The 18,004-nt window shown below is 70.8% G+C and carries 17 protein-coding genes; 5 read left to right on the plus strand and 12 right to left on the minus strand.

Annotated elements, in window-relative coordinates; all coding sequences use genetic code 11:
• The first annotated feature begins 117 nt into the window (after nucleotides 1-117).
• From LMH63_RS10380 to LMH63_RS10390, 3 genes are all read left to right on the plus strand, one after another.
• A complete protein-coding gene (locus tag LMH63_RS10380; RefSeq protein ID WP_109677662.1) occupies nucleotides 118-519 on the plus strand; it encodes a (R)-mandelonitrile lyase in 402 nt (133 codons plus the stop codon).
• On the plus strand, nucleotides 516-1,382 hold the full coding sequence (locus tag LMH63_RS10385) for a sirohydrochlorin chelatase (RefSeq protein WP_109677664.1): 867 nt from the start codon (nucleotides 516-518) through the stop codon (nucleotides 1,380-1,382). The genes LMH63_RS10380 and LMH63_RS10385 overlap by 4 nt, the downstream gene beginning before the upstream one ends.
• A gap of 84 nt (nucleotides 1,383-1,466) precedes the next feature.
• A complete protein-coding gene (locus LMH63_RS10390) occupies nucleotides 1,467-2,192 on the plus strand; it encodes a glutathione S-transferase (RefSeq protein WP_109677666.1) in 726 nt (241 codons plus the stop codon).
• 3 nt (nucleotides 2,193-2,195) lie between these two features.
• On the opposite strand, the gene LMH63_RS10395 is transcribed toward LMH63_RS10390, so the two are convergent.
• From LMH63_RS10395 to LMH63_RS10415, 5 genes are read right to left on the minus strand one after another with little or no spacing between them, the layout of a single operon-like run.
• On the minus strand, nucleotides 2,196-3,008 hold the full coding sequence (locus tag LMH63_RS10395; protein WP_109677668.1) for a hypothetical protein: 813 nt from the start codon (nucleotides 3,006-3,008) through the stop codon (nucleotides 2,196-2,198).
• Nucleotides 3,005-3,946 carry an alpha/beta fold hydrolase gene (locus tag LMH63_RS10400; RefSeq protein WP_109677670.1) on the minus strand — a complete coding sequence of 314 codons (942 nt, stop codon included), beginning with the start codon at nucleotides 3,944-3,946 and terminating at the stop codon, nucleotides 3,005-3,007. Before LMH63_RS10400 ends, LMH63_RS10395 begins: the two co-directional genes overlap by 4 nt.
• A complete protein-coding gene (locus tag LMH63_RS10405; protein WP_146205187.1) occupies nucleotides 3,943-5,481 on the minus strand; it encodes a c-type cytochrome in 1,539 nt (512 codons plus the stop codon). The genes LMH63_RS10400 and LMH63_RS10405 overlap by 4 nt, the downstream gene beginning before the upstream one ends.
• Before the next feature lie 6 nt (nucleotides 5,482-5,487).
• Entirely contained in the window at nucleotides 5,488-5,922 is a 435-nt protein-coding gene (locus tag LMH63_RS10410; RefSeq protein ID WP_109677674.1) for a hypothetical protein, read from the minus strand.
• Complete coding sequence (locus tag LMH63_RS10415) at nucleotides 5,922-7,301, minus strand: FAD-binding protein (RefSeq protein WP_109677676.1); 1,380 nt, start codon at nucleotides 7,299-7,301, stop codon at nucleotides 5,922-5,924. Before LMH63_RS10415 ends, LMH63_RS10410 begins: the two co-directional genes overlap by 1 nt.
• Nucleotides 7,302-7,610: 309 nt before the next feature.
• On the opposite strand from LMH63_RS10415, the gene LMH63_RS10420 reads away from it, so the two are divergent.
• Entirely contained in the window at nucleotides 7,611-9,485 is a 1,875-nt protein-coding gene (locus tag LMH63_RS10420; protein ID WP_109677678.1) for a peroxidase family protein, read from the plus strand.
• Nucleotides 9,482-9,895: a hypothetical protein gene (locus LMH63_RS10425; protein WP_109677680.1), complete on the plus strand. Its 414-nt coding sequence runs from the start codon at nucleotides 9,482-9,484 to the stop codon at nucleotides 9,893-9,895. Before LMH63_RS10420 ends, LMH63_RS10425 begins: the two co-directional genes overlap by 4 nt.
• 346 nt (nucleotides 9,896-10,241) lie before the next feature.
• Here LMH63_RS10425 and LMH63_RS10430 read toward each other — a convergent pair whose 3' ends face one another.
• The 7 genes from LMH63_RS10430 to LMH63_RS10460 all read right to left on the minus strand — a co-directional run bounded on the left by LMH63_RS10430 (nucleotide 10,242) and on the right by LMH63_RS10460 (nucleotide 17,918).
• Nucleotides 10,242-11,138, minus strand: a complete 897-nt coding sequence (locus tag LMH63_RS10430) for an alpha/beta fold hydrolase (protein ID WP_109675376.1) — start codon at nucleotides 11,136-11,138, stop codon at nucleotides 10,242-10,244.
• A 4-nt stretch (nucleotides 11,139-11,142) separates the two neighbouring features.
• The gene (locus LMH63_RS10435; RefSeq protein WP_199225557.1) at nucleotides 11,143-11,835 is read right to left on the minus strand and encodes an SDR family oxidoreductase; all 693 of its coding nucleotides are present in this window, start codon (nucleotides 11,833-11,835) and stop codon (nucleotides 11,143-11,145) included.
• A gap of 72 nt (nucleotides 11,836-11,907) precedes the next feature.
• A complete protein-coding gene (gene mltF / locus LMH63_RS10440) occupies nucleotides 11,908-13,347 on the minus strand; it encodes a membrane-bound lytic murein transglycosylase MltF (protein ID WP_109675378.1) in 1,440 nt (479 codons plus the stop codon).
• 84 nt (nucleotides 13,348-13,431) lie between these two features.
• Nucleotides 13,432-14,619 carry an extracellular solute-binding protein gene (locus LMH63_RS10445; RefSeq protein ID WP_229332556.1) on the minus strand — a complete coding sequence of 396 codons (1,188 nt, stop codon included), beginning with the start codon at nucleotides 14,617-14,619 and terminating at the stop codon, nucleotides 13,432-13,434.
• Nucleotides 14,609-16,366 carry a chloride channel protein gene (locus tag LMH63_RS10450; RefSeq protein WP_109675382.1) on the minus strand — a complete coding sequence of 586 codons (1,758 nt, stop codon included), beginning with the start codon at nucleotides 16,364-16,366 and terminating at the stop codon, nucleotides 14,609-14,611. Before LMH63_RS10450 ends, LMH63_RS10445 begins: the two co-directional genes overlap by 11 nt.
• A gap of 34 nt (nucleotides 16,367-16,400) precedes the next feature.
• Nucleotides 16,401-17,237, minus strand: a complete 837-nt coding sequence (locus tag LMH63_RS10455; protein ID WP_109675384.1) for an HDOD domain-containing protein — start codon at nucleotides 17,235-17,237, stop codon at nucleotides 16,401-16,403.
• A 129-nt stretch (nucleotides 17,238-17,366) separates the two neighbouring features.
• Nucleotides 17,367-17,918, minus strand: coding sequence for an NADPH-dependent FMN reductase (locus LMH63_RS10460; RefSeq protein ID WP_109675386.1), 552 nt, complete (start codon nucleotides 17,916-17,918; stop codon nucleotides 17,367-17,369).
• Nucleotides 17,919-18,004 lie beyond the last annotated feature (86 nt).

Below are 18,004 nucleotides of genomic sequence, written 5' to 3' on the forward strand. Positions count from 1 at the left end.
CAGCAGTCGCGGTTGGCGCTACCGTCGCGGTTGGCCCGTCCGTCGGGCGCCCGCGGCGGGCTGCCGCCCCCGATCCCGACGCAGCAGGGCCACTCCGACGCAGCGAAGGTCCAGCGAATGGAGATCCGACGTAACGGCAGCGTGCCGTCCCAGTCCGGCCCCGCGGAATACTTCACCGGCCAGGTGCGGCTGGATCCGTTGCTGGAGGCACCGGAGCCGGCGAGGGCCAACGCGGCCTGGGTGACCTTCGAGCCTGGCGCGCGCACGGCCTGGCATACCCATCCCCTCGGCCAGATGCTCGTCGTCACCGGCGGCTGCGGCCGCGCCCAGCGCTGGGGCGGGCCGGTCGAGGAGATCCGGGCAGGCGACGTGGTCTGGTTTCCACCCGGCGAGAAGCACTGGCACGGCGCGGCGCCCGGCACCGCGATGAGCCATATCGCGGTTCAGGAACGCCTGGAGGGGGCAGCGGTGGAGTGGCTGGAACCGGTGACCGACGCCCAGTACGGCGGCGACGCGTGAGCCGGCGGCGAACCTTCCTGGTGGACAACGGCTCGTTGCGCCCCGCGGCCACGCTGCGCCTGCGGGAACTGGCCGCCGCGCTCAGCGAGCGCTGCGCAACGCCGGTGGAGCCCGTCTCCCTGCTGCACTCGAACAAGGTGGACGCCGCCGAGCTCGGCGGCGAGCCGGCGCGGACGTTCGGGCCCGCGGCGACGCGGGCCGCCCGGGAGGGCGCGACCGAGATCACCGTCCTGCCGCTGTTCTTCGGCCCGAGCCGGGCGCTCACCGCCTACCTGCCGGAGCGCATCGAGCAGCTACGGCAGACGTACCCGCAGATCACCGTACGCGTGGCGAAGACGCTCGTGGATCTGACCGGTCCGCTGGACCTGCGTCTGGCGACGGCGCTGCGGGATGCGGTCCTGAGGACGGCCACCGGTGGCGAGCCCCCAGCGGTCATCCTGGTGGACCACGGCAGCCCCGTTCCCGAGGTCACTGCCGTGCGCAACACGCTCGCCGGGCAGCTCGCGGCCCTGCTCGACGGACAGGCTGAGCGGGTTGCGGCAGCGTCGATGGAACGCCGCGACGGCGATGTTTACCGGTTCAACGAGCCGCTGCTGGAGGATCTGCTCGACCAGGCAGGCTTTTCTGAGGGCGAGGTCGTCGTGGCCATGCAGTTCCTGTCCCCGGGGCGGCATGCGGGGCCGGATGGCGACGTCGCGGAGATCTGCCGTGCCGCCCAGGCAAGGCATCCGGGTCTCGCCACGCGGATGACACCACTGCTCGGCGAGTTCGGGGCGGTGCTGGATATCCTGCAGGATCGCCTCAGGCAGACGCTGTCGGACGGCGATGACCTGGTGCGGATTTCCGGGCAGGGGCGAGGCTGATCCGGGGCACATTCGTCTACGTCGCCATCGACGGCGATCGCCTGCCGAGGGAGGTGCCCGCCGAGTGAGGCATGCGGAGGGGCCATGATCTACGAGCTCTACTACTGGCCGGATATCCCCGGGCGTGGGGAATTCGTGCGGCTCGCCCTGGAGGCCGCGCAGGCGCCGTATCGGGATGTGGCCCGGGAGGCGCCGGACGCTGACCGTTTCGATGCCGTGCTGGACGTGCTGGAGGACGAGGCGACTCCCGAGCTGCCGTTCGCGCCGCCCGTTCTGCGCGCGGGCGACCGGCTGATCGCGCAGACGCCGCTGATCCTGCGCTACCTCGGCGAGCACCACGGTCTGGCGCCGGCGGACGAGCGCCGGCGCCTGTGGGCGGACCAGTGCCAGCTCACCATCGCCGACTGGCTGGTGGAGAACCACGATACCCATCACCCGCTCGGACCGTCCCTGTACTACGGGGAGCAGAAGGCGGAGGCGGCGCGCCGGGCAGGACTCTACCGCGCCGAGCGCCTGCCCCGCTTCCTGAAGTACTTCGAGGCGGTGGTCGCGCGGAATCCGGCTGCGAGCGGCTGGGCGGTCGGCGAGGGCTTGAGCCACGTGGACCTGTCGCTGTTGCAGATGATGACGGGCCTGCGCTACGCCTTCCCCCGCGCGATGCAGCGCCTCGAGCCGGACTGCCCGCACTTGCGCTCGCTCCACGATCGCGTGGCGGCGCTGCCGGCGCTTCGCGACTATCTCGCCTCGGACCGGCGCCCGCCGTTCACCGAGGAAGGCATCTTTCGCCACTATCCGGAGCTGGACGGCTGACGGTCACCCTGGGGGAGCGCCGCTGAGCCGCCGGGCAACCCGGCCGATGATCAGCGCCGAGCGGCCGGTGTCGAGGAAGGCGGTCTCGTCCCAGACCAGGCGCAGGTTCGCGAGCTGGGTGCGAGGGCGGATCAGCCCGAGGCGCATGGTGCCGAGGCCCGGATAGGCCAGCAGGGCGACGCCGTCGAAGGCGGTCGGGGTATCGTCGTTGCCGCGCACGGCGAGCTGGGCGTAGGCGGCGTAGCCGAGCGCGCCCTGCAGCGAGGCCACCAGTGGCCCGTGCCGGCCGATCCAGTCCGCCAGCATGTGCTCGCGCTCCATCGGGGGCTTGGCCCGCAGGCAGAACAGGGCGACCGCGTCCGGCGCGGTTTCGCCGGGGGCCAGCGGCATCGTGTCCACGCGCTCGGTGCTGAGTAGCGCATGGTGGCGGGTGGCGGCATCGGCATGCTGCGCGAGCGCCTGGAGCGCGGCCCCTCCCGGCTCGCTGGCGAGCGCAGCCTCCCGCTGCGCAGGTTCGGGCCACTGCAGCTGCTCCACAAGGTCCCAGCGCTCGTCCCGGTTGCCGATGAGGCTCGGCGGGCGGCGGCCGCGCAGCAGGGAGATCAACGCCGTCAGCGGCCAGCTGCGGCTCAGGCGCACGGCGTTGTAGACGATGCTGAGGCGCGACAGGCGCCTGATCTGGTGGTAGTCGGGGTGGCCGAGCGCCGCCTGGTGGCGGGCGACCAGCGCGGCGCGCTCCTCGGCCCACGGGCCGAGGAAGTCACCCGCGGACAGGCTCCGGGCCCGACGGTGGCAGATCAGCAGGGTGGCGCTCATGACCGCCCCGCCGTGCGCACGTGCTCGATCACGGCCTCGGGGCGCTCCAGCGACATCAGGTGCCCGGCGGCGGTGACGGTCTCCAGTCGTGCATCGGGGATCAGACCCTGGCAGGCCCGCCGCTCGGCCTCGCGGGACCAGTCGTGCTCGCCGTAGACGAGCGTCACCGGCAGGCGGATGCGCGGGTAGGCCTCACGCAGGGCCTCCCAGGCCGGAAAGTCGCGGATAAGAGAGAGAAAGGCGCGGTAGTGCCCTGGCCGGTTGCCCACCTCGTGCAGCGCCTGCACCAGGTCCGCGGGCAGATGCTGCGGATCGTGCACGCTGCCGCGCATCACCCTCGCGAACAGACCCTGCCAGCGCAGTCGCCACACCGCGGGGCCGAGCAGCGGCACACGGGCCAGGTTGAACAGCACCGCCGCCAACGCCGAGCCGCGGTGGATGCCGCGCCCGCGGGCATAGTCGTAGCTGTTGATCGCCACGACGCGGGCTACCTGCGGCTGCTGCTCCGCCGCCAGTGTCAGGCCGATCGCGCCGCCGATGGACTCACCGGCCACCACCACATTCTCCAGCGCCCGGGCCTGCAGGTAGGCGCGCACCGCCCGCACAAACCGCTCCGGGTCATACGCGCCGGGCGGAATCGAGGAGTGCCCGTGGCCGGGCAGATCGATGGCGTGGACCTCGAACTCCCGGGCGAGGCTCGGCACCACCTCGCGGAACAGCTCGAGCTGGGTGCGCAGGGTGTGCAGCAGCAGCACGGGGCGCCCCTGTCCTGCCCGCAGGTAGCGCAGGCGCAGGCCGTCCACCAGCAGGTAGCCGTGCTCGCCCTCCGGGAGCCATTCGGGCCGGGCGGGGGGCGGCGGCGACTCGCGGGCGGCCTCGACCCAATGGGTGCCCACCAGGGCAAGGGCGGCGACAGCGGTTGCGACCGGCAGGCTCATCGGGTTTTCAGGTATTCGATCAGGGCCCGGCGCTCGCCATCGTCGAGGTCGGTGCCGTAGCGGGGGCCGGTATGGCCGCTGTTGGCGTTGCCGCGCAGGCGGGTGTCCAGCACGAAATGGTCGCCGTCGTAAGGGGTTCCATCGGTCGTCATGAATCCGTCTCCGGCGGGTTCGAGGCGTTCCGCCTGAAAGCCCATGCGCGCCTGGTCGTAGACGTCGACGCCGAGCTCGAAGGCGACGGGGCGCTCCTCCTCCGGCGTGAGCAGGTCCCACATCGAGGGGACGGAGCCGTTATGCAGGTACGGCGCCCGGGCCCAGATGCCGTCCAGGGGCTGCGAGGTGTAGCCGTCGGTGACGGTGAAATTGCGGAACGCCCAGAAGTAGCCCTCGGTGTAATCCTGCTGGGCGTCGCGCAGTATCTCCGTGTAGCTCCAGACGCGATGCGGGTCGGTGCCAATGCGCTCCAGCGGCTCCACCGTGGCGATGCGCTCGCCCCCGAAGTCGTGGCAGGCGGCGCAGCGCGCCTGGTAGATCCCCTGGCCGCGGCGGGCGAGCTCGGCGTCGATCGGGAACGGGTAGTCGGGCGGCGGCAGCGCGTCCAGCCAGGCCTCGACCCGCAACAGGGAGTCCACACCCATGTCCTGGGGTTCGGTGCCGGCCCCGATGGCGGCGCTGAAGTTGCGCTCGCGCACCGAGGTCTGGTTGCCGTCCCAGTGCAGGGCCAGCCCCTCACGGGGTGTCTGGTTCCAGACCGAGGGGAAGTCGACGATGCCGTACATCTCCCGGGCCTCGGGGGTGATCCCGCGCTCGGCGTAGTAGTGCCGGAACTGGTCGGTCTTGAAGGTATCGAAGGTGTTCACGCGCCCGGGGCCGAAGGCCGTGTACTCCGGGCGGAAGAAATAGGCGTTGCGCGCCGCGCGCTCGCGCAGCGCATCCCGCAGCTGCGGCACGGCGAAGCGGTAGATGAGGCGGTCCCCGGGGGCGAGCAGGCCGGCCTCGTCCATGGCGGCGAGCAGCGTCCGGGCGGTGAAGTCCTCGTCGGCGGCGACGTCGAACAGGAACCCGAACCAGGCGTGGAGATCGACGGTGTTCGCCGGCATGCCGGGCACGATCAGCGGCTCGCGGGTCTCACTCCCGCGTACCTGGCCGGTATGGCAGGCGGCGCAGTTCATGCCCGCGAGATCGATGAACCGCCGGCGCACCGAGAAGCCGATCGGCAGCGGCTCGCCGGGCTCCTGAATGAAGCCGAAGGCGGTGAGGTCATGCCGCTCCGCACCTGCCGGCAGATGCTCCGGAAAGACCTCGGGCAGCACCCGCAGCACCTTCACGGGAATCCCGGCGGAGAGGTCCGAGCCGATGGAACCGTAGTAGAAGTGCGCCAGCTCGTCCTCGTACTCGACGGGCCGATTGGGCGCGAAGGCATCCAGCAGCAGCGCCAGCAGTCCCAGCCCGATCGGTACGGCAACCATCCATGCCCGCAACCGCCGCGCCAGCAGCCGGGTCTCGGGGGAGGGCAGACGGTCCCAGGTCGCCACCGCCGATCACCAGCCGGCGCGCGGGTCGCCGTCCGCGAGCATGCGCTGCAGCGCCAGGGCCTGCAGCGCGGAGAGGGTGAGGTCGCTCGCGGCGAGCACGAGCATGCCCTGGGGATAGTCGAGGAACAGCAGCCCGAAGAGGAACAGCACCCCCGCGGCGAAACGCCCGCCCACCACGGTGACGCTCACGAACAGATACCGGAAGGGATCCCGGATCACGGGGATGTAGAGCACCGTGATGATGGCGAGCAGCAGGGCGGTGTTCTGCAGCCAGTGGGGCGTGTTGGTGATGCCGACCGCCGCCCAGGCTTCGAGCAGGCGGGGGGCGAGCAGTCCGGGCACGATGAACAGCAGGTTGAGGGCGAGCCCGAGGCCCACCAGCCGGCGGAACCAGTGCAGGGCGCGGTACTCATACCGGCGCGGGTCGGTGGCGGGGGGCACTAGGCCTCCGAGAAGAGGTGGCGGAAGTACTCGTTGTAGAACCGCTGCTCCGGATCCATCTGCTCGCGGATGCGCAGGAACTCGCGGATCTCCTCGCCGAAGGCCTTCTGCGCCTGCAGCGGAGTCACCGAGCCGGACTGGTTCCAGAGCGGTGTGCCGTCGTGCTGCGAGCAGAACTCGTTGTAGGCGTAGAGGAAGCCCTCCCAGCCGGGCAGACCCGTGGCCACCGGGTCGAGGGTCAGGGCCGGGCCGCGCCGCGTGTAGGAGAACAGCGACTGGCGGTCCTCGGCGATGTGGTAGCCGACGTTGAGCATATCGCAGCGGTAGTGGTTGTCGCGGTAGTACTGCTTGCAGAAGGCGAAGTAGTCGCGAATCGCCTGCGGGTAGCTCTCCCGCGGGAAGGCCCAGATGGAGAAGGTGTAGGAGGCGAAGCCGGCGAGCTCGGAGTAGTTGATGATCTGGTCCGCGGGGCTCGAGTTGCGGTCGCGCAGAATGCGGTCCAGCACGGCGACGGTCAGGCGCTCGAGGTTGTCGATCAGCCAGAAACGCAGGCGCCGCAGGGGGATGATGTAGCCGAGCAGCTTCGAGGTGCCGGGCCACAGGGTCTTCCAGACGGTGTTGCGCAGCCGCCACTGCCAGCTTCCGGACTGCGGCTCGCCCGGGACCTCATAGCGCCATTCCACCACCACCCGATCGATGAACGGGAACAGATAGAGCATCATGGAGCGGTTGCGGGCGATGAGCTCGTCCAGGCGATCCGCGAACTCGTCGACGTGAAAGGCCTCGTGCTCCACGGCCATGGCGCGGATCGGCTTCACCCGGAAGGTGACCTCGTAGACGATGCCGAGCATGCCGTAGGAGGAGCGCATGGCGGCCATGAGCTCCGGGTCCTCCGTCTCGGTCACCTCCCGCAGCGAGCCGTCCGGCTGCACGGTCTTCACGCCGATGCAGTAGGCGGCGACCTGCCCGAACTCCCAGCCCTCGCGCTCGCTGTGGTAGGAGGCGTCCTTGGTGCCGCCGGTCGCCCCGGAGCCCACCGTGAGGTTGCCGATCTCCACGTTGACGTAGAACTGCAGGCCTTCCTTCTCCAGCGCCTTGGCGGCGTCAATGTGCTGACAGCCCGCCTCCATGGTGATCGTGCAGGCCTCCCGGTCGATGGCGAGGATGCGGTTCATGCCGGTGATGTCGATCACCGTGCCGCCCTCGGCGACGACGCAGCGGGTGGTGGAGTGGTGCGAGCCCTTGACGCGAACGGGGGAGGGATAGCGCTCGCGGTCGCGCACGATGCGCTGGATGTCCTCGACGCTGCCGACTTTCTCCACGCTATGGGCGTGGTAGACGATGGAACGTTTCCAGTTGGTGACGCGCACGTTCGCCATCGCGGAGCGCTCCCCCGAAAATTGTTGATGTGCTGCCAAGTGCAGCCTAGAAAACCGAAGCGCGGTGAATCGACCGGTCGGATAATTATTGGTTAAGGAATAGAAAACCCTTGTCGGCCAGACGTGTTAAGCAGTTCTCCAGCTGTTTTGTTTTGCACCAATACGCAATTGGGCCACATTTTTCGCCGCAACTTATCCTGGCCAATGCGAACAAAATGTAGCAGAACCTTGGCGAACCGCACGACGTTGTTACACTTCAGCGAACAATAACGAACATTTCGCTCCGAAGGGCGTCGACTGGGGGCCTCGATGATGGCAAGCCTGCTGGACCGTTTACTCGGTGTGTTCGCCCGGGTGACGGGGCGTTTTGCCGTTTGGCACCGGTTTCCGATGATTGTCTCGGTGGCGGTGGTGCTCGGTCACCGGGTGAATCTGCGCCGGCACAACCTCGTCGACACCGAGACCGACCCCGACGGCCAGGCGCGGCCGCCGGAGGATCTGCCGCCAGACTTCGACACCCACGGCTGGCGCATGCCGGACGGTAGCCACAACGACCGCGAGCGCCGCTGGATGGGGCGGGCCGGGCAGCGTTTCGGTCGCAACGTGCCGCTCAGCGCCTGCACGCCCGAGCCCGCCAAGCGGCTGATGGAGCCCAGTCCGCGGGAGGTCTCCAACCGGCTGCTGGCCCGGCGCGAGTTCGCGCCGGTGCCGCACCTGAACCTGCTGGCCGCCGCGTGGATCCAGTTCATGGTGCACGACTGGCTCGGCCACGGTGCCAACGATCGCGAGCGCAAGCTCGAGGTGCCGCTGCCGGAGGGCGATGACTGGCCCGCGGAGCGTATGAGCGTGCTGGCCACCCGGCGCGATCCGCGCCAGGGCGCTGCGGACGAGGGCAAGCCGCCGACCTTCCGCAACATCGAGACCCACTGGTGGGACGGCTCCCAGGTCTACGGCTCCTCATGGCAGCGCATGGAGCGCCTGCGTCGGGATCCGGACGGCAATCGGCTGGAGGACGGGCGGCTTTGGCTGGATGAACGCGGCCTGCTCCCCCTCGACGCCGATCTCCAGGAAAAGCGCCCGGGGCAGGAGCTGGCGGGGGTGAATGGCAACTGGTGGTGCGGCCTGTCGGTGCTGCACACGCTGTTTGCCCGGGAGCACAACGCCATCGTCGAGCGGCTGCGCATCGACTATCCGCGGGCCTCGGGGGAGTGGCTGTTCCAGAAGGCACGGCTGGTGAATGCCGCGCTCATGGCCAAGATCCACACCGTGGAGTGGACGCCGGCGCTGATGGACAGCCCGACGGGCCGATTCGCCATGCGCGGCAACTACTGGGGGCTCATGGGCGAGCACGTCGCCCGCGGCTTCGGCCGCGTGTCGGACAGCGAGGTCATCTCGGGCATTCCCGGCTCGCCCACCGAGCATCATGGTGCCCCCTACGCGATGACCGAGGAATTCACCGCCGTCTACCGCCTGCATCCGCTGCTGCCGGACGACTTCACCTTCCGCGCGGCCGGCGACGACCGCGAGCTGCTGCGGGCGACGCTGAAGGAGGTGACCTTCGGCAAGGCCCGCTCCCTCTACGGGCAAATGGGCTTCGACGACGTCCTGTATTCCCTCGCCACCGCACACCCCGGTGCGATGACGCTGCACAACTATCCGAACCAGCTGCGACGGATCGACAAGAAGCCGGAGGAAGGGATCTTCCTGGACCTTGCAGCGGTGGACGTGTTGCGCGATCGCGAGCGCGGGGTGCCCCGCTACGCGGAGTTCCGGAAGCTGGTCGGCTGCCGGCCGCCGGAGCGCTTCGAGGACATCACCGATGATCCGGACGACCAGCGACTGCTGGAGGAGATCTACGGCAGCGTCGAGCGCGTCGATCTGCTTACCGGCTGCCTCGCGGAGGCGGGCTCCGAGCGCAACTGGCCGCCGCGGTTCGGCTTCTCCGACACGGCGTTCCGTATCTTCATCCTGATGGCCTCCCGGCGGCTGAAGAGCGACCGCTTCTTCACCGACGACTACACGCCGGAGATGTATACGCCGGCGGGCTTCGCCTGGGTGGAGGACAACGGCCTGAAGGAGGTGGTGGAGCGCCACGCGCCGGCCCTGGCGCCCCTGTTCGCCGATGCCCGCAATCCGTTCTTCCCGTGGGCCCGCGCGGGTACCACGCCCGGAGGTACGGCATGACCGACACCCTCTCTCTTACCGCCACACGGGAGGCCGCTACGGCCCATGTGCAGGGGTTCCGCAGCCTGTTCGGCCTGGTGCTTGCCCTCGAGGCGCTGGCCGGTCTGGCGATGCTGGCCTGGCCGCAGGCGGTGGTGGCTGCGCTTGGGGCGGATGCCGGCGGGCTCGTGCCGCTGGCCGGCGGGCTGCTGCTGTGGACGGTCCTGCTGCAGGTGCCGGGGCAGCTGGATCCGGTGCACTCGCGCCTGCCGGTGGTGCTGGGCATCATCGGGCGCCTGGGCGTCGGGGTCGTGGCCCTGTTCCTCGGTTTCGGCCCGGCGCTGGCGGGGCTTTGCGTTATCGTCTTCGCGCTGGCGCTGCTGTTCGTCTACCACCGCATGGTGGCGGCGGTGATCATGTCGCGGCCCTGATTCCGGCCGGCGTCGCTAGCTAGCCCGCATATCTCACCGATTCGCGAAGCGAGGCCGCGGATCGGTGAGATCTGTGGGCTAGGGAAGCGCTGATCAATTCCCGCGGGCCTCTGCGCTCCAGAGCGGCGGCCTGGCAAGGCGGCGTTCGCAGTGAATGGCCGTAGCCCTTTACAAGAACGCCAACGCAGTCCAGGCCGCCGCTCTGGAGCGCCCTTCGGGGCCGCAGGTCGCGCGCGCAGCCGGCGTTGCGCTGCTTGACTGTACCCCCGGTACAGCGCTGCGCAGCGCGCCTTGTCTGCGCACGCGACCTGCGGCCAGAGGCCCGCGGGAATTGATCAGCGCTTCCCTAGTGTCCCGTTGCCACCTCCGGCGGCATGAACTCGAGGATATGCCGCAGCACCTCGTCGGGCGCCTCCTCCGGCAGGTAGTGGCCGCAGTCCAGGGCTTCGCCGTCCACGCTGCGGGCCACGGCGCGCCACTCGGCCAGGGCGTCGAAGCAGCGCTCGATGATGCCGTGGCGGCCCCAGAGCACCCGCAGGGGGCATTCGATCATGCGCCCGGCGGCGCGGTCCTCGCGGTCGTGCTCGAGGTCGATGGTGGCCGAGGCGCGGTAGTCCTCGCAGAGGCCATGCACGGCGCCGGGCTGCGCCAGGCAGCGCCGGTACTCCGCCAGCGCCTCCGGCGCGAACACGGCGAGGCCACCGTGGCGGCCGCCCATGGTGCGTTCGATGTAGGCCTCCGGGTCGGCGCCGATCAGCCGCTCCGGAAACGGCGCCGGCTGGATCAGGAAGAACCAGTGGAAGTAGGCGGTGGCGAAGACCCGATCGGTCTGCTCGTACATGGCCAGCGTCGGGGCGATGTCCAGCAGCATCAGGCGCGTTACCCGCCGTGGATGATCCATCGCCAGACGGTGCGCGACCCGGCCGCCGCGGTCGTGGGCGCAGATCGCGAACCGCTCGAAGCCGAGCTCCCGCATCAGCCCCACCTGGTCGGCGGCCATGACCCGCTTGCTGTAGTTGCCGTGGTCGGGCTCGCCCGGCGGCTTGCCGGAGTCTCCATAGCCGCGGAGATCCGGCGCCACCACCGTGAAGCGCTCGGCCAGGGGCGCCGCGAGGCGGTGCCAGATCGCATGGGTCTGGGGATGGCCGTGGAGCAGCAGCAGCGGCGGGCCACTGCCCCCGACCCGGCCGTGGACGGCGACGCCATTCACGCTCAGGTCGAAGCGGCGGTAGCCCTCGAACACGGTGTCAGGACTCCACCGCAGGCCGCGGCCGCACCAGGATCTCGTTGACGTCCACGTGCTCCGGCTGGCTCACCGCGTAGATCACCGAGCGAGCCACATCGGCCGGTGCCAGCGCGTTTTCCGGCGGCTGGTCGAAGAAGGGCGTGTCCACCATGCCGGGCTCGATCAGCGTCACCCGGATACCGCTGCCGCGGAGCTCCTCGCGCACGCCGTAGCCGATGGCGGTGACCGCCCACTTGCTGGCGCTGTACATGGAGCCCGGGATGGTGACGCGACCGGCGGCGGAGCCCGTGAGCACGAGATGGCCACGGCTCTCGCGCAGGGCCGGCAGGGTGTTCTGGGCGGTAAGCGCCACGCCGTGGACGTTGACCAGCAGCATGTCCCGCCAGACGTCCGGGTCGGCGCCGCTGAACCCGCCCGGAGCGCCGGGGCGCCCGGCGTTGGCGAAGACCACGTCGATGCGCCCGAAGGCTTCGAGGGTGCGGGCCACCATCGCCTTCTGCTCGCCGTTGTCGGTGACGTCGCAGCGGATGGCAATGGCGCGACCGGCGCCGCCGAGCTCCTGCACCAGGGCCTCGAGCCGCTCGGCGCTGCGGCCGGCCAGGGCCAGGCGATAGCCTTCGCGGGCAGCGTGGCGGGCGGTTTCGGCGCCGATGCCGCTGGAGGCGCCGGTAATCAGCATCACGGGATCGCTCACGGGGAAGTCTCCTGTGTCGGTCTACCAGTGCCCAGCAGCATTGGGCTGCGACGCTTCGGGCTCAACCCCCGTCTACTGCGCGGCGGTGGCGGGCGCGGCGAGGTCCTGCTCGAGCACCGCACGATATTCGCGGATGCGCTGGACGTAGCGGACCGGCTCCGAGCCCCGGGCGTAGCCGTAGCGCAGGTCCCGGTAGTAGCGCTCGTCCGCCAGCAGGGGCAGCACGGTCTTCATGTCGCTCCACAGATGCGGGCTCAGGTCGAGCTCCCGGGCCAGGCTCTGGGCGTCGTGCATATGGCCGCGGCCGATGTTGTAGGCGGCGAGGGCAAGGAAAGTGCGGTCCGGCTCGGGCACCGCCTCGACGAAGCTATCCTTCATGCGCGCGAGATAGCGGGCGCCACCGAAGATGCTCTGGCGCGGATCCAGACGGTTCTCCACGCCGAGCTCCCGGGCGGTGGGCAGGGTGAGCATCATGATGCCGCGCACCCCGGTGGGGCTCTGCGCCTCCGGGTTCCAGTGCGACTCCTGATAGCCCTGAGCGGCGATCAGGCTGAAGGGCAGGTCATGCGCCTCGGCGGCCTCGCGGAACCACTCGCGATAGCGCGGGAAGCGCTCGTCGATGCGGCGCACGTAGCGGGCGATGTCGACGTAATCGAAGGCCTGGTAGAAGCCGTAGTAGCGATCGGAGATGCGCGTCAGCAGCCCCGCCTCCTCGGCGCCGGCATGCCAGTCGGCGACGGCGGCGGCGAGGCTGTCGGCGTCCGGCGGCATCACCCAGCCCAGCGACTGGGCGCGGCTGAGGTTGAAGGGCGCGATCAGCTCCGGGTAGTAGCGGCGGTTTATGTCGACGATGGTCGAATCCGCCACCGTGCAGTCGATCTCCCGCTCCCAGACGCGCCGCAGCAGGGCCTCGGTATCGACCTCGGCGGTTTCGCGCCAGGCCAGGTCCGGATGACCGTTCGCCTGCAGCTCGGACAGCCGTTCGCTGTAGCTGCTGCCGGCGATAACCTCGATCTCGAGGCCCACCAGCTCGGCGACGGTCTCGGGCTGGACATTGTCCCGCCGGCAGACCACCTGCTGGGTCACCTGCTGGTAGGGGGGACCGAAGCGGAATCGCTCCTCACGAGCCTCGGTGATCGTCAGCCCCGCGGCGGCAATGTCCGCCTCGCCATTGGCGATCCCGGCCAGCGCCTCGGCCACCGTGGGCACCATCTTCCAGCGCACGGCAAGGCCGAGCTCGGCGGCCAGCGACTTGATCAGGTCATGCTCGGGCCCGGCGGGCTGGTCGTCGCGGTCGATGTACCAGGTGGTGGGGGCATTGCGGGTGATGACCACCAGCTCGCCACTTTCACGGATAGCCGCGAGGTCGCGTGCCGCTGCCGCAGAGGACTGTCCGGCATCGTCGCCGGATTCTCCGGATTGCGGCTTGGGATCGGATTCGGAGCCGCAGGCGCCGAGCAGAGCGAGTAGCAGCAGGGGCAGGAGATGTCTCAGGTAGGGAGGATGCGGCATGGGGCTGGTGGTGGCTCGCGTCGTGCCGCTGACGGCGACGGTGCGTGCAGAGTACCACGGTCGCCGAAATCTCCCGCGCCGGGGTCAGCGGGCGCCGTCCGCGGGCGTGCTCCCGGCGCCCTCCACGGTCTCGCCGGGTGCGCGCCCCTCGATCCCCGCGAGCCACTCGTTGAAGGTCTTCCGGATGCGGTCGTGGGTGCGTGCGTACCAGTCCACGTCCTTGACGATGGCGTTGCGGGCATTGATCGGGTGCGTGGGCAGGTAGGGCTGCATGTCCACGCCGGCGCTGACGTGGGTGGAGACGCGGCGCATGGCGGATTCCCGCGCGGGGCCATAGGGCAGATGGCGGGCGAACTCCGCCAGCGCCGGGGTGCTGGTGGCAAAGCGGATGAAGCGTCGCGCCGCCCCGGGATTCGGCGCACCGGCGGCAATGGCCCAGTTCTCGTACTCCTGGATCTGCCCGTCCCGCAGGATCTCGATGGGCGCTCCCTCCACCGCGCGGGCATGGAAGAAGCGGCCGTTGTAGCCGGTGGCCATCACCACCTCACCCTTGGCAAGCAGCGCCACGGGCTCGTCGCCGCCCTCCCACCAGACCGCCGATGGCGCGATCCGCTCGAGCCGGCGCAGGGCGAGCCCGATGCCGCGTGGGGTACTGAGCAGTGGGTAGAGGTCCTGGCGCGGCACCCCGTAGGAGAGCAGGGCCCACTCCAGATTGCCGAACGGGGCGCGTTGCAGCGCGCGCCGGCCCGGGAAACGGTCGGTGTCGAACAGATCCGCTACCCGCCGCGGCCGGATGCCCGGGAAGGCGCGCCGATCGTAGGCGATAACCGTGGTGTACACGGTATGCGTGATGCCGCAGCGGCTGAACGCGCCGTCGATGAAGTCGCGGCCGGGGGGCAGGCCCTCCGGCGAGGGCGGCGGCAGATCGGCGTCGAGCGGCTGCAGCAGGCCCTCGTCGCAGGCGGCCAGGGTGTCGCTCATGGTCATGTCCACCACGTCCCAGGCGACCTCGCCCCGTCGGTGCTGGGCGCGCAGCTCCGCCAGCCCGCCATCGTAGCGGGCGATGTCCACCTCGATGCCGGTGCGCTCGGTGAAGGGCTGGAACAGCGCGGCCTGCTGCGCCGCTTCGTAGGCGCCGCCCCAGGTGGCGATCGTGATCCGCGGCGGCGAGGACGCCTCCCCCGAGGCGTCGGCGCTGCCGAAGAGCGCGAGGGTTGCGGCAAGCATGGCCCCCGACCAGCGTGCGGGCTTTCTCGCGTCGTCAGCCGGCACCCTGTTCCTCCTCGCGGATCTCCGCGTGTGCCGAGCGCTCTGCCTGGGCGAGCGCGGCGGTGGTGACCACACCCAGGAAACGCCGCCGACCGCGCGCCGCAACCACGGGAAGCGCCTTGGCGCCGACGCCGTGGGCGCGGTGCAGGGCCTCCCAGAGCGAGCTCTCCGGCGTGAGCAGTGGCCAGTCCGGGGTGCTGACCTCGCCGAGGCGCGTCCCCCGGCCGCACGCCCGGAGCGCGGGCGCCGTGACCGTTCCCCGGTAGCGCTCGTCCGCGTCCACCAGAAAGCCCTCCTCGTCGCCGTTGCGCTCGAGTGACGCCAGGGCCTCCTGTGGCGTGGCCCCGGGGTCGAGCCGCGTGCAGCGCTCGCTGACCAGTGACGCCACCGGCCGCCCCTGGAGCACCGCCTGATCGCGGCCGGCGGCCAGGTCCAGGCCGCGCCGGTGGAGCTGCACGTCGAACAGGGAACGGCCGAACAGGCGGGCGGCGAGCAGATTGGCGAGCGCGAGGCTGGCCAGCGCCGCGGTGGTCAGCGTGTAGCTTGCCGTGAGCTCGAAGACGATCAGCAGCGTGGCCAGCGGCGCACCGATGACGGGGGCGGTGACGGCCACCATGCCGCAGACCGCATACACCACCATGCTGGCGTGCTCGGCGCCGGGCAGGAAGTCGGCGAAGCCGCCGCAGAGGGCACCGAACAGCGCCCCGATGACGAGCGCCGGGCTGAACACCCCGCCGCTGAATCCGAAGCCGAGGCAGAGCGCCGTCGCCGCCAGCTTGGCCACCATGATCAGTGCCAGCTCGCCGTCGCCGTAGGCGCCCTCGATGGTGGCAAAGCGCAGCGTCGTGCCGCCGATGCCGAGGATATCCGGCAGCCAGAGCGCGGTCAGCCCAATGGCGGCCCCCGCGGCGGCGGGCCGCAGCACCGCCGGAATCCGGGTGCGCGGTGCCCAGCGCCCCACCCACAGAATGGCGTGCATGTAGGTGACGGCCAGCAGTGCGCCGACGCCGCCGATGGCGACGAACCCTGCGTACTCCCACGCATGCACGATCTCCGCGGAGGCGACGTAGAACAGCGCCTCGCGCTCGAACAGCAGGCCCTCCACGACGTAGCCCATCACCGCCGCCGCGGCCACCGGCGCGAAGGCCCGCAGCGCGTAGTGACGCAGCACCACCTCGTGGGCGAACAGAATCCCGGCGATGGGCGCCTTGAAGGCGGTGGCAATGGCCGCGGCCACCCCGCAGGCGATGGCGATGTTGTCGTCCGAGCGCCCGCAGCGGAACAGCCGCGCCGCGCCGGAGCCGAGGCTGCCGCCGAGGTGCACCAGCGGCCCGTACTGGCCGACGGAAGCCCCGGAGCCGAGGGCGATCAGGCTGCTGGCGGCGGAGAGCAGGCCGGGGCGTGCCGCCAGCCGGCCGCGACGGGTCTGGACCGCCGCGATCACCTCCGCGGGTCCGTGGGCCCGGCGCTCGAGAATGAGCCGGTGCAGCAGCCCCACCAGGAGGCCGCCCGCCGTCGGCACCGCCACGGTGGCCGCGGTGATCCAGCCGCGGTGCTCGAACATCATCCGCGCCCGCGGCGAGATCAGTAGCCATTCGTTCAGCCACAGCACGATCAGGACGAAGCTCGCCGCCAGCAGCGAGACCACGCTGCCGACGCCGACCCCGAGCAGGACGATCCCGCCGACGCCGGCGGCGCGCTCCCCGGCCTGCGGGTTGGCTTGGCTGTCGGCGCTGTCGGCATGCGGCATGAATCGGCCCCTTCGGCCCGGTGGGCCGGTGCGCTCAGCCGGCGAGGGCGCCGCGCAGGGCGCGAATCTCCGCCTGAGCCTCGGCGCGCTCGGCGAGGGGTGCCTCGATCAGATCGAAGCGCGCCATGACCGGGCGCTCGAGCTCGATGGCACGGGTGCCCCGTGCGTGCTCCAGGCGCGCCGCGAGGATGACGTCCAGCAGATCGGTGCCGCCCTCATGTTCACGGTCGAGCTGGTCCAGCCCGGCCGCTACGCCCACCAGCGAGGGCGGAAAATGCCACTGGTCGAGCACGGCCGCGCCGAGGGGCGCCCGCCGGCGTTCGATCAGCGCGTCCAGCGCCGCCCCGTCCGCGGCCAGCGCCGGGTTGCGGGCGGCGAAATCCAGGATGGGCAGTACCCCGATGTCGTGCAGCAGACCCGCCAGCATGGCCTCATGCGGATCGACGCCACGGGCCTGGCGCGCCAGATAGTGGGCGATGGCCGCAACCGCAACCGAGGCCTCGTGGTGCGCCCGCAATCGGGCGGCCACGTCGCCACGGTAGCGTTCCATCTGGCGCAGAATGCACAGGCCGGTGACCAGCGAGCAGGTGAGGCCAAAGCCGATTCGGGCGATGGCCCGGTCCAGTGAGCGGGCTGGCGCGGCACGGCGAGCCGCCGCGGCGTTGGCCACCTTCATCAGGCGCGTGCTCATGGCGGCGTCCTGACCGATCAGGCGCGCCAGGGCGTCGCTGCTGGCGTTCTCGGCACTCGCCGCCTGGCGGACTCGCAGGGCCATTTCCGGCAGGCCGGGCAGGGGGACGTCACCGCACCCGGTGGCGCGGTCGAGCGCGCGGCACCAGTCCTCCGTCGTCTGGACGCCGGTGGTGGTCATGGCATCCCCCTGCTGTCCCGTATCCCAGGTTACCGTGCTCTCCGGGGCCCGCAGCGGCCCCAGGGCAACGCCGTGCGGAGCGCCCGGCAACCTGCGATACGCGACACTAGCCCGCGGTTCCGGTCCCCGCTACCCCCGTGCGAAGTCGGCAAAGCCGGCAACGAACTCGCCGAGGCGTGCCCGCAGGTCCTCGTCGGTGAGCCGTCCCTCGTCGTCGAAAATTCTGGCCGCTCCGGCGACGGTGAGGCGCCCGCCGGTCCACAGGCGCAGGCCCAGGGTCCGCAGCACCGGCAGCCAGGCCGTCTGGGCGAGCACGGTCCCGAATCCCCCCGGGGTGGCGCCCACCAGGGCCACCGGGCGATCACGCAGTACGCGGGCCTGGTCGGCCGGCGGCCGCGAGATCCAGTCGATGGCGTTCTTGAGCACACCGGGAATGCCGTTGTTGTACTCGGGGGTGGCAATGATCAGGCCGTCCGCGGCGGCGATTCGCTCCTTCAGGGCCGTGACCGCCTCCGGGATGCCGTCCCGCGCCTCGAGGTCGCCGTCGTAGAGCGGGATGCCATGCAGTGTCGCGACCTCGACGCTGACGTCCGCCGGCGCGAGCTCGGCGGCATTGCGGAGCAGGGCGGCATTGTAGGAGGCGCGGCGCAGGCTGCCTGGGATCGCGAGCAGTCGGGTCATGGCACTCTCCCTGTCGTCGGTGGTTCGGTGCCCGCGGCCCGACGGCTGCAGGCGCTGAGCCGTCACCATGCCGCAGACGGCGGAAT

The sequence above is a fragment of the Spiribacter halobius genome, assembly GCF_020883455.1.
In the GTDB taxonomy this organism is placed as follows: Bacteria; Pseudomonadota; Gammaproteobacteria; order Nitrococcales; family Nitrococcaceae; genus Sediminicurvatus; species Sediminicurvatus halobius.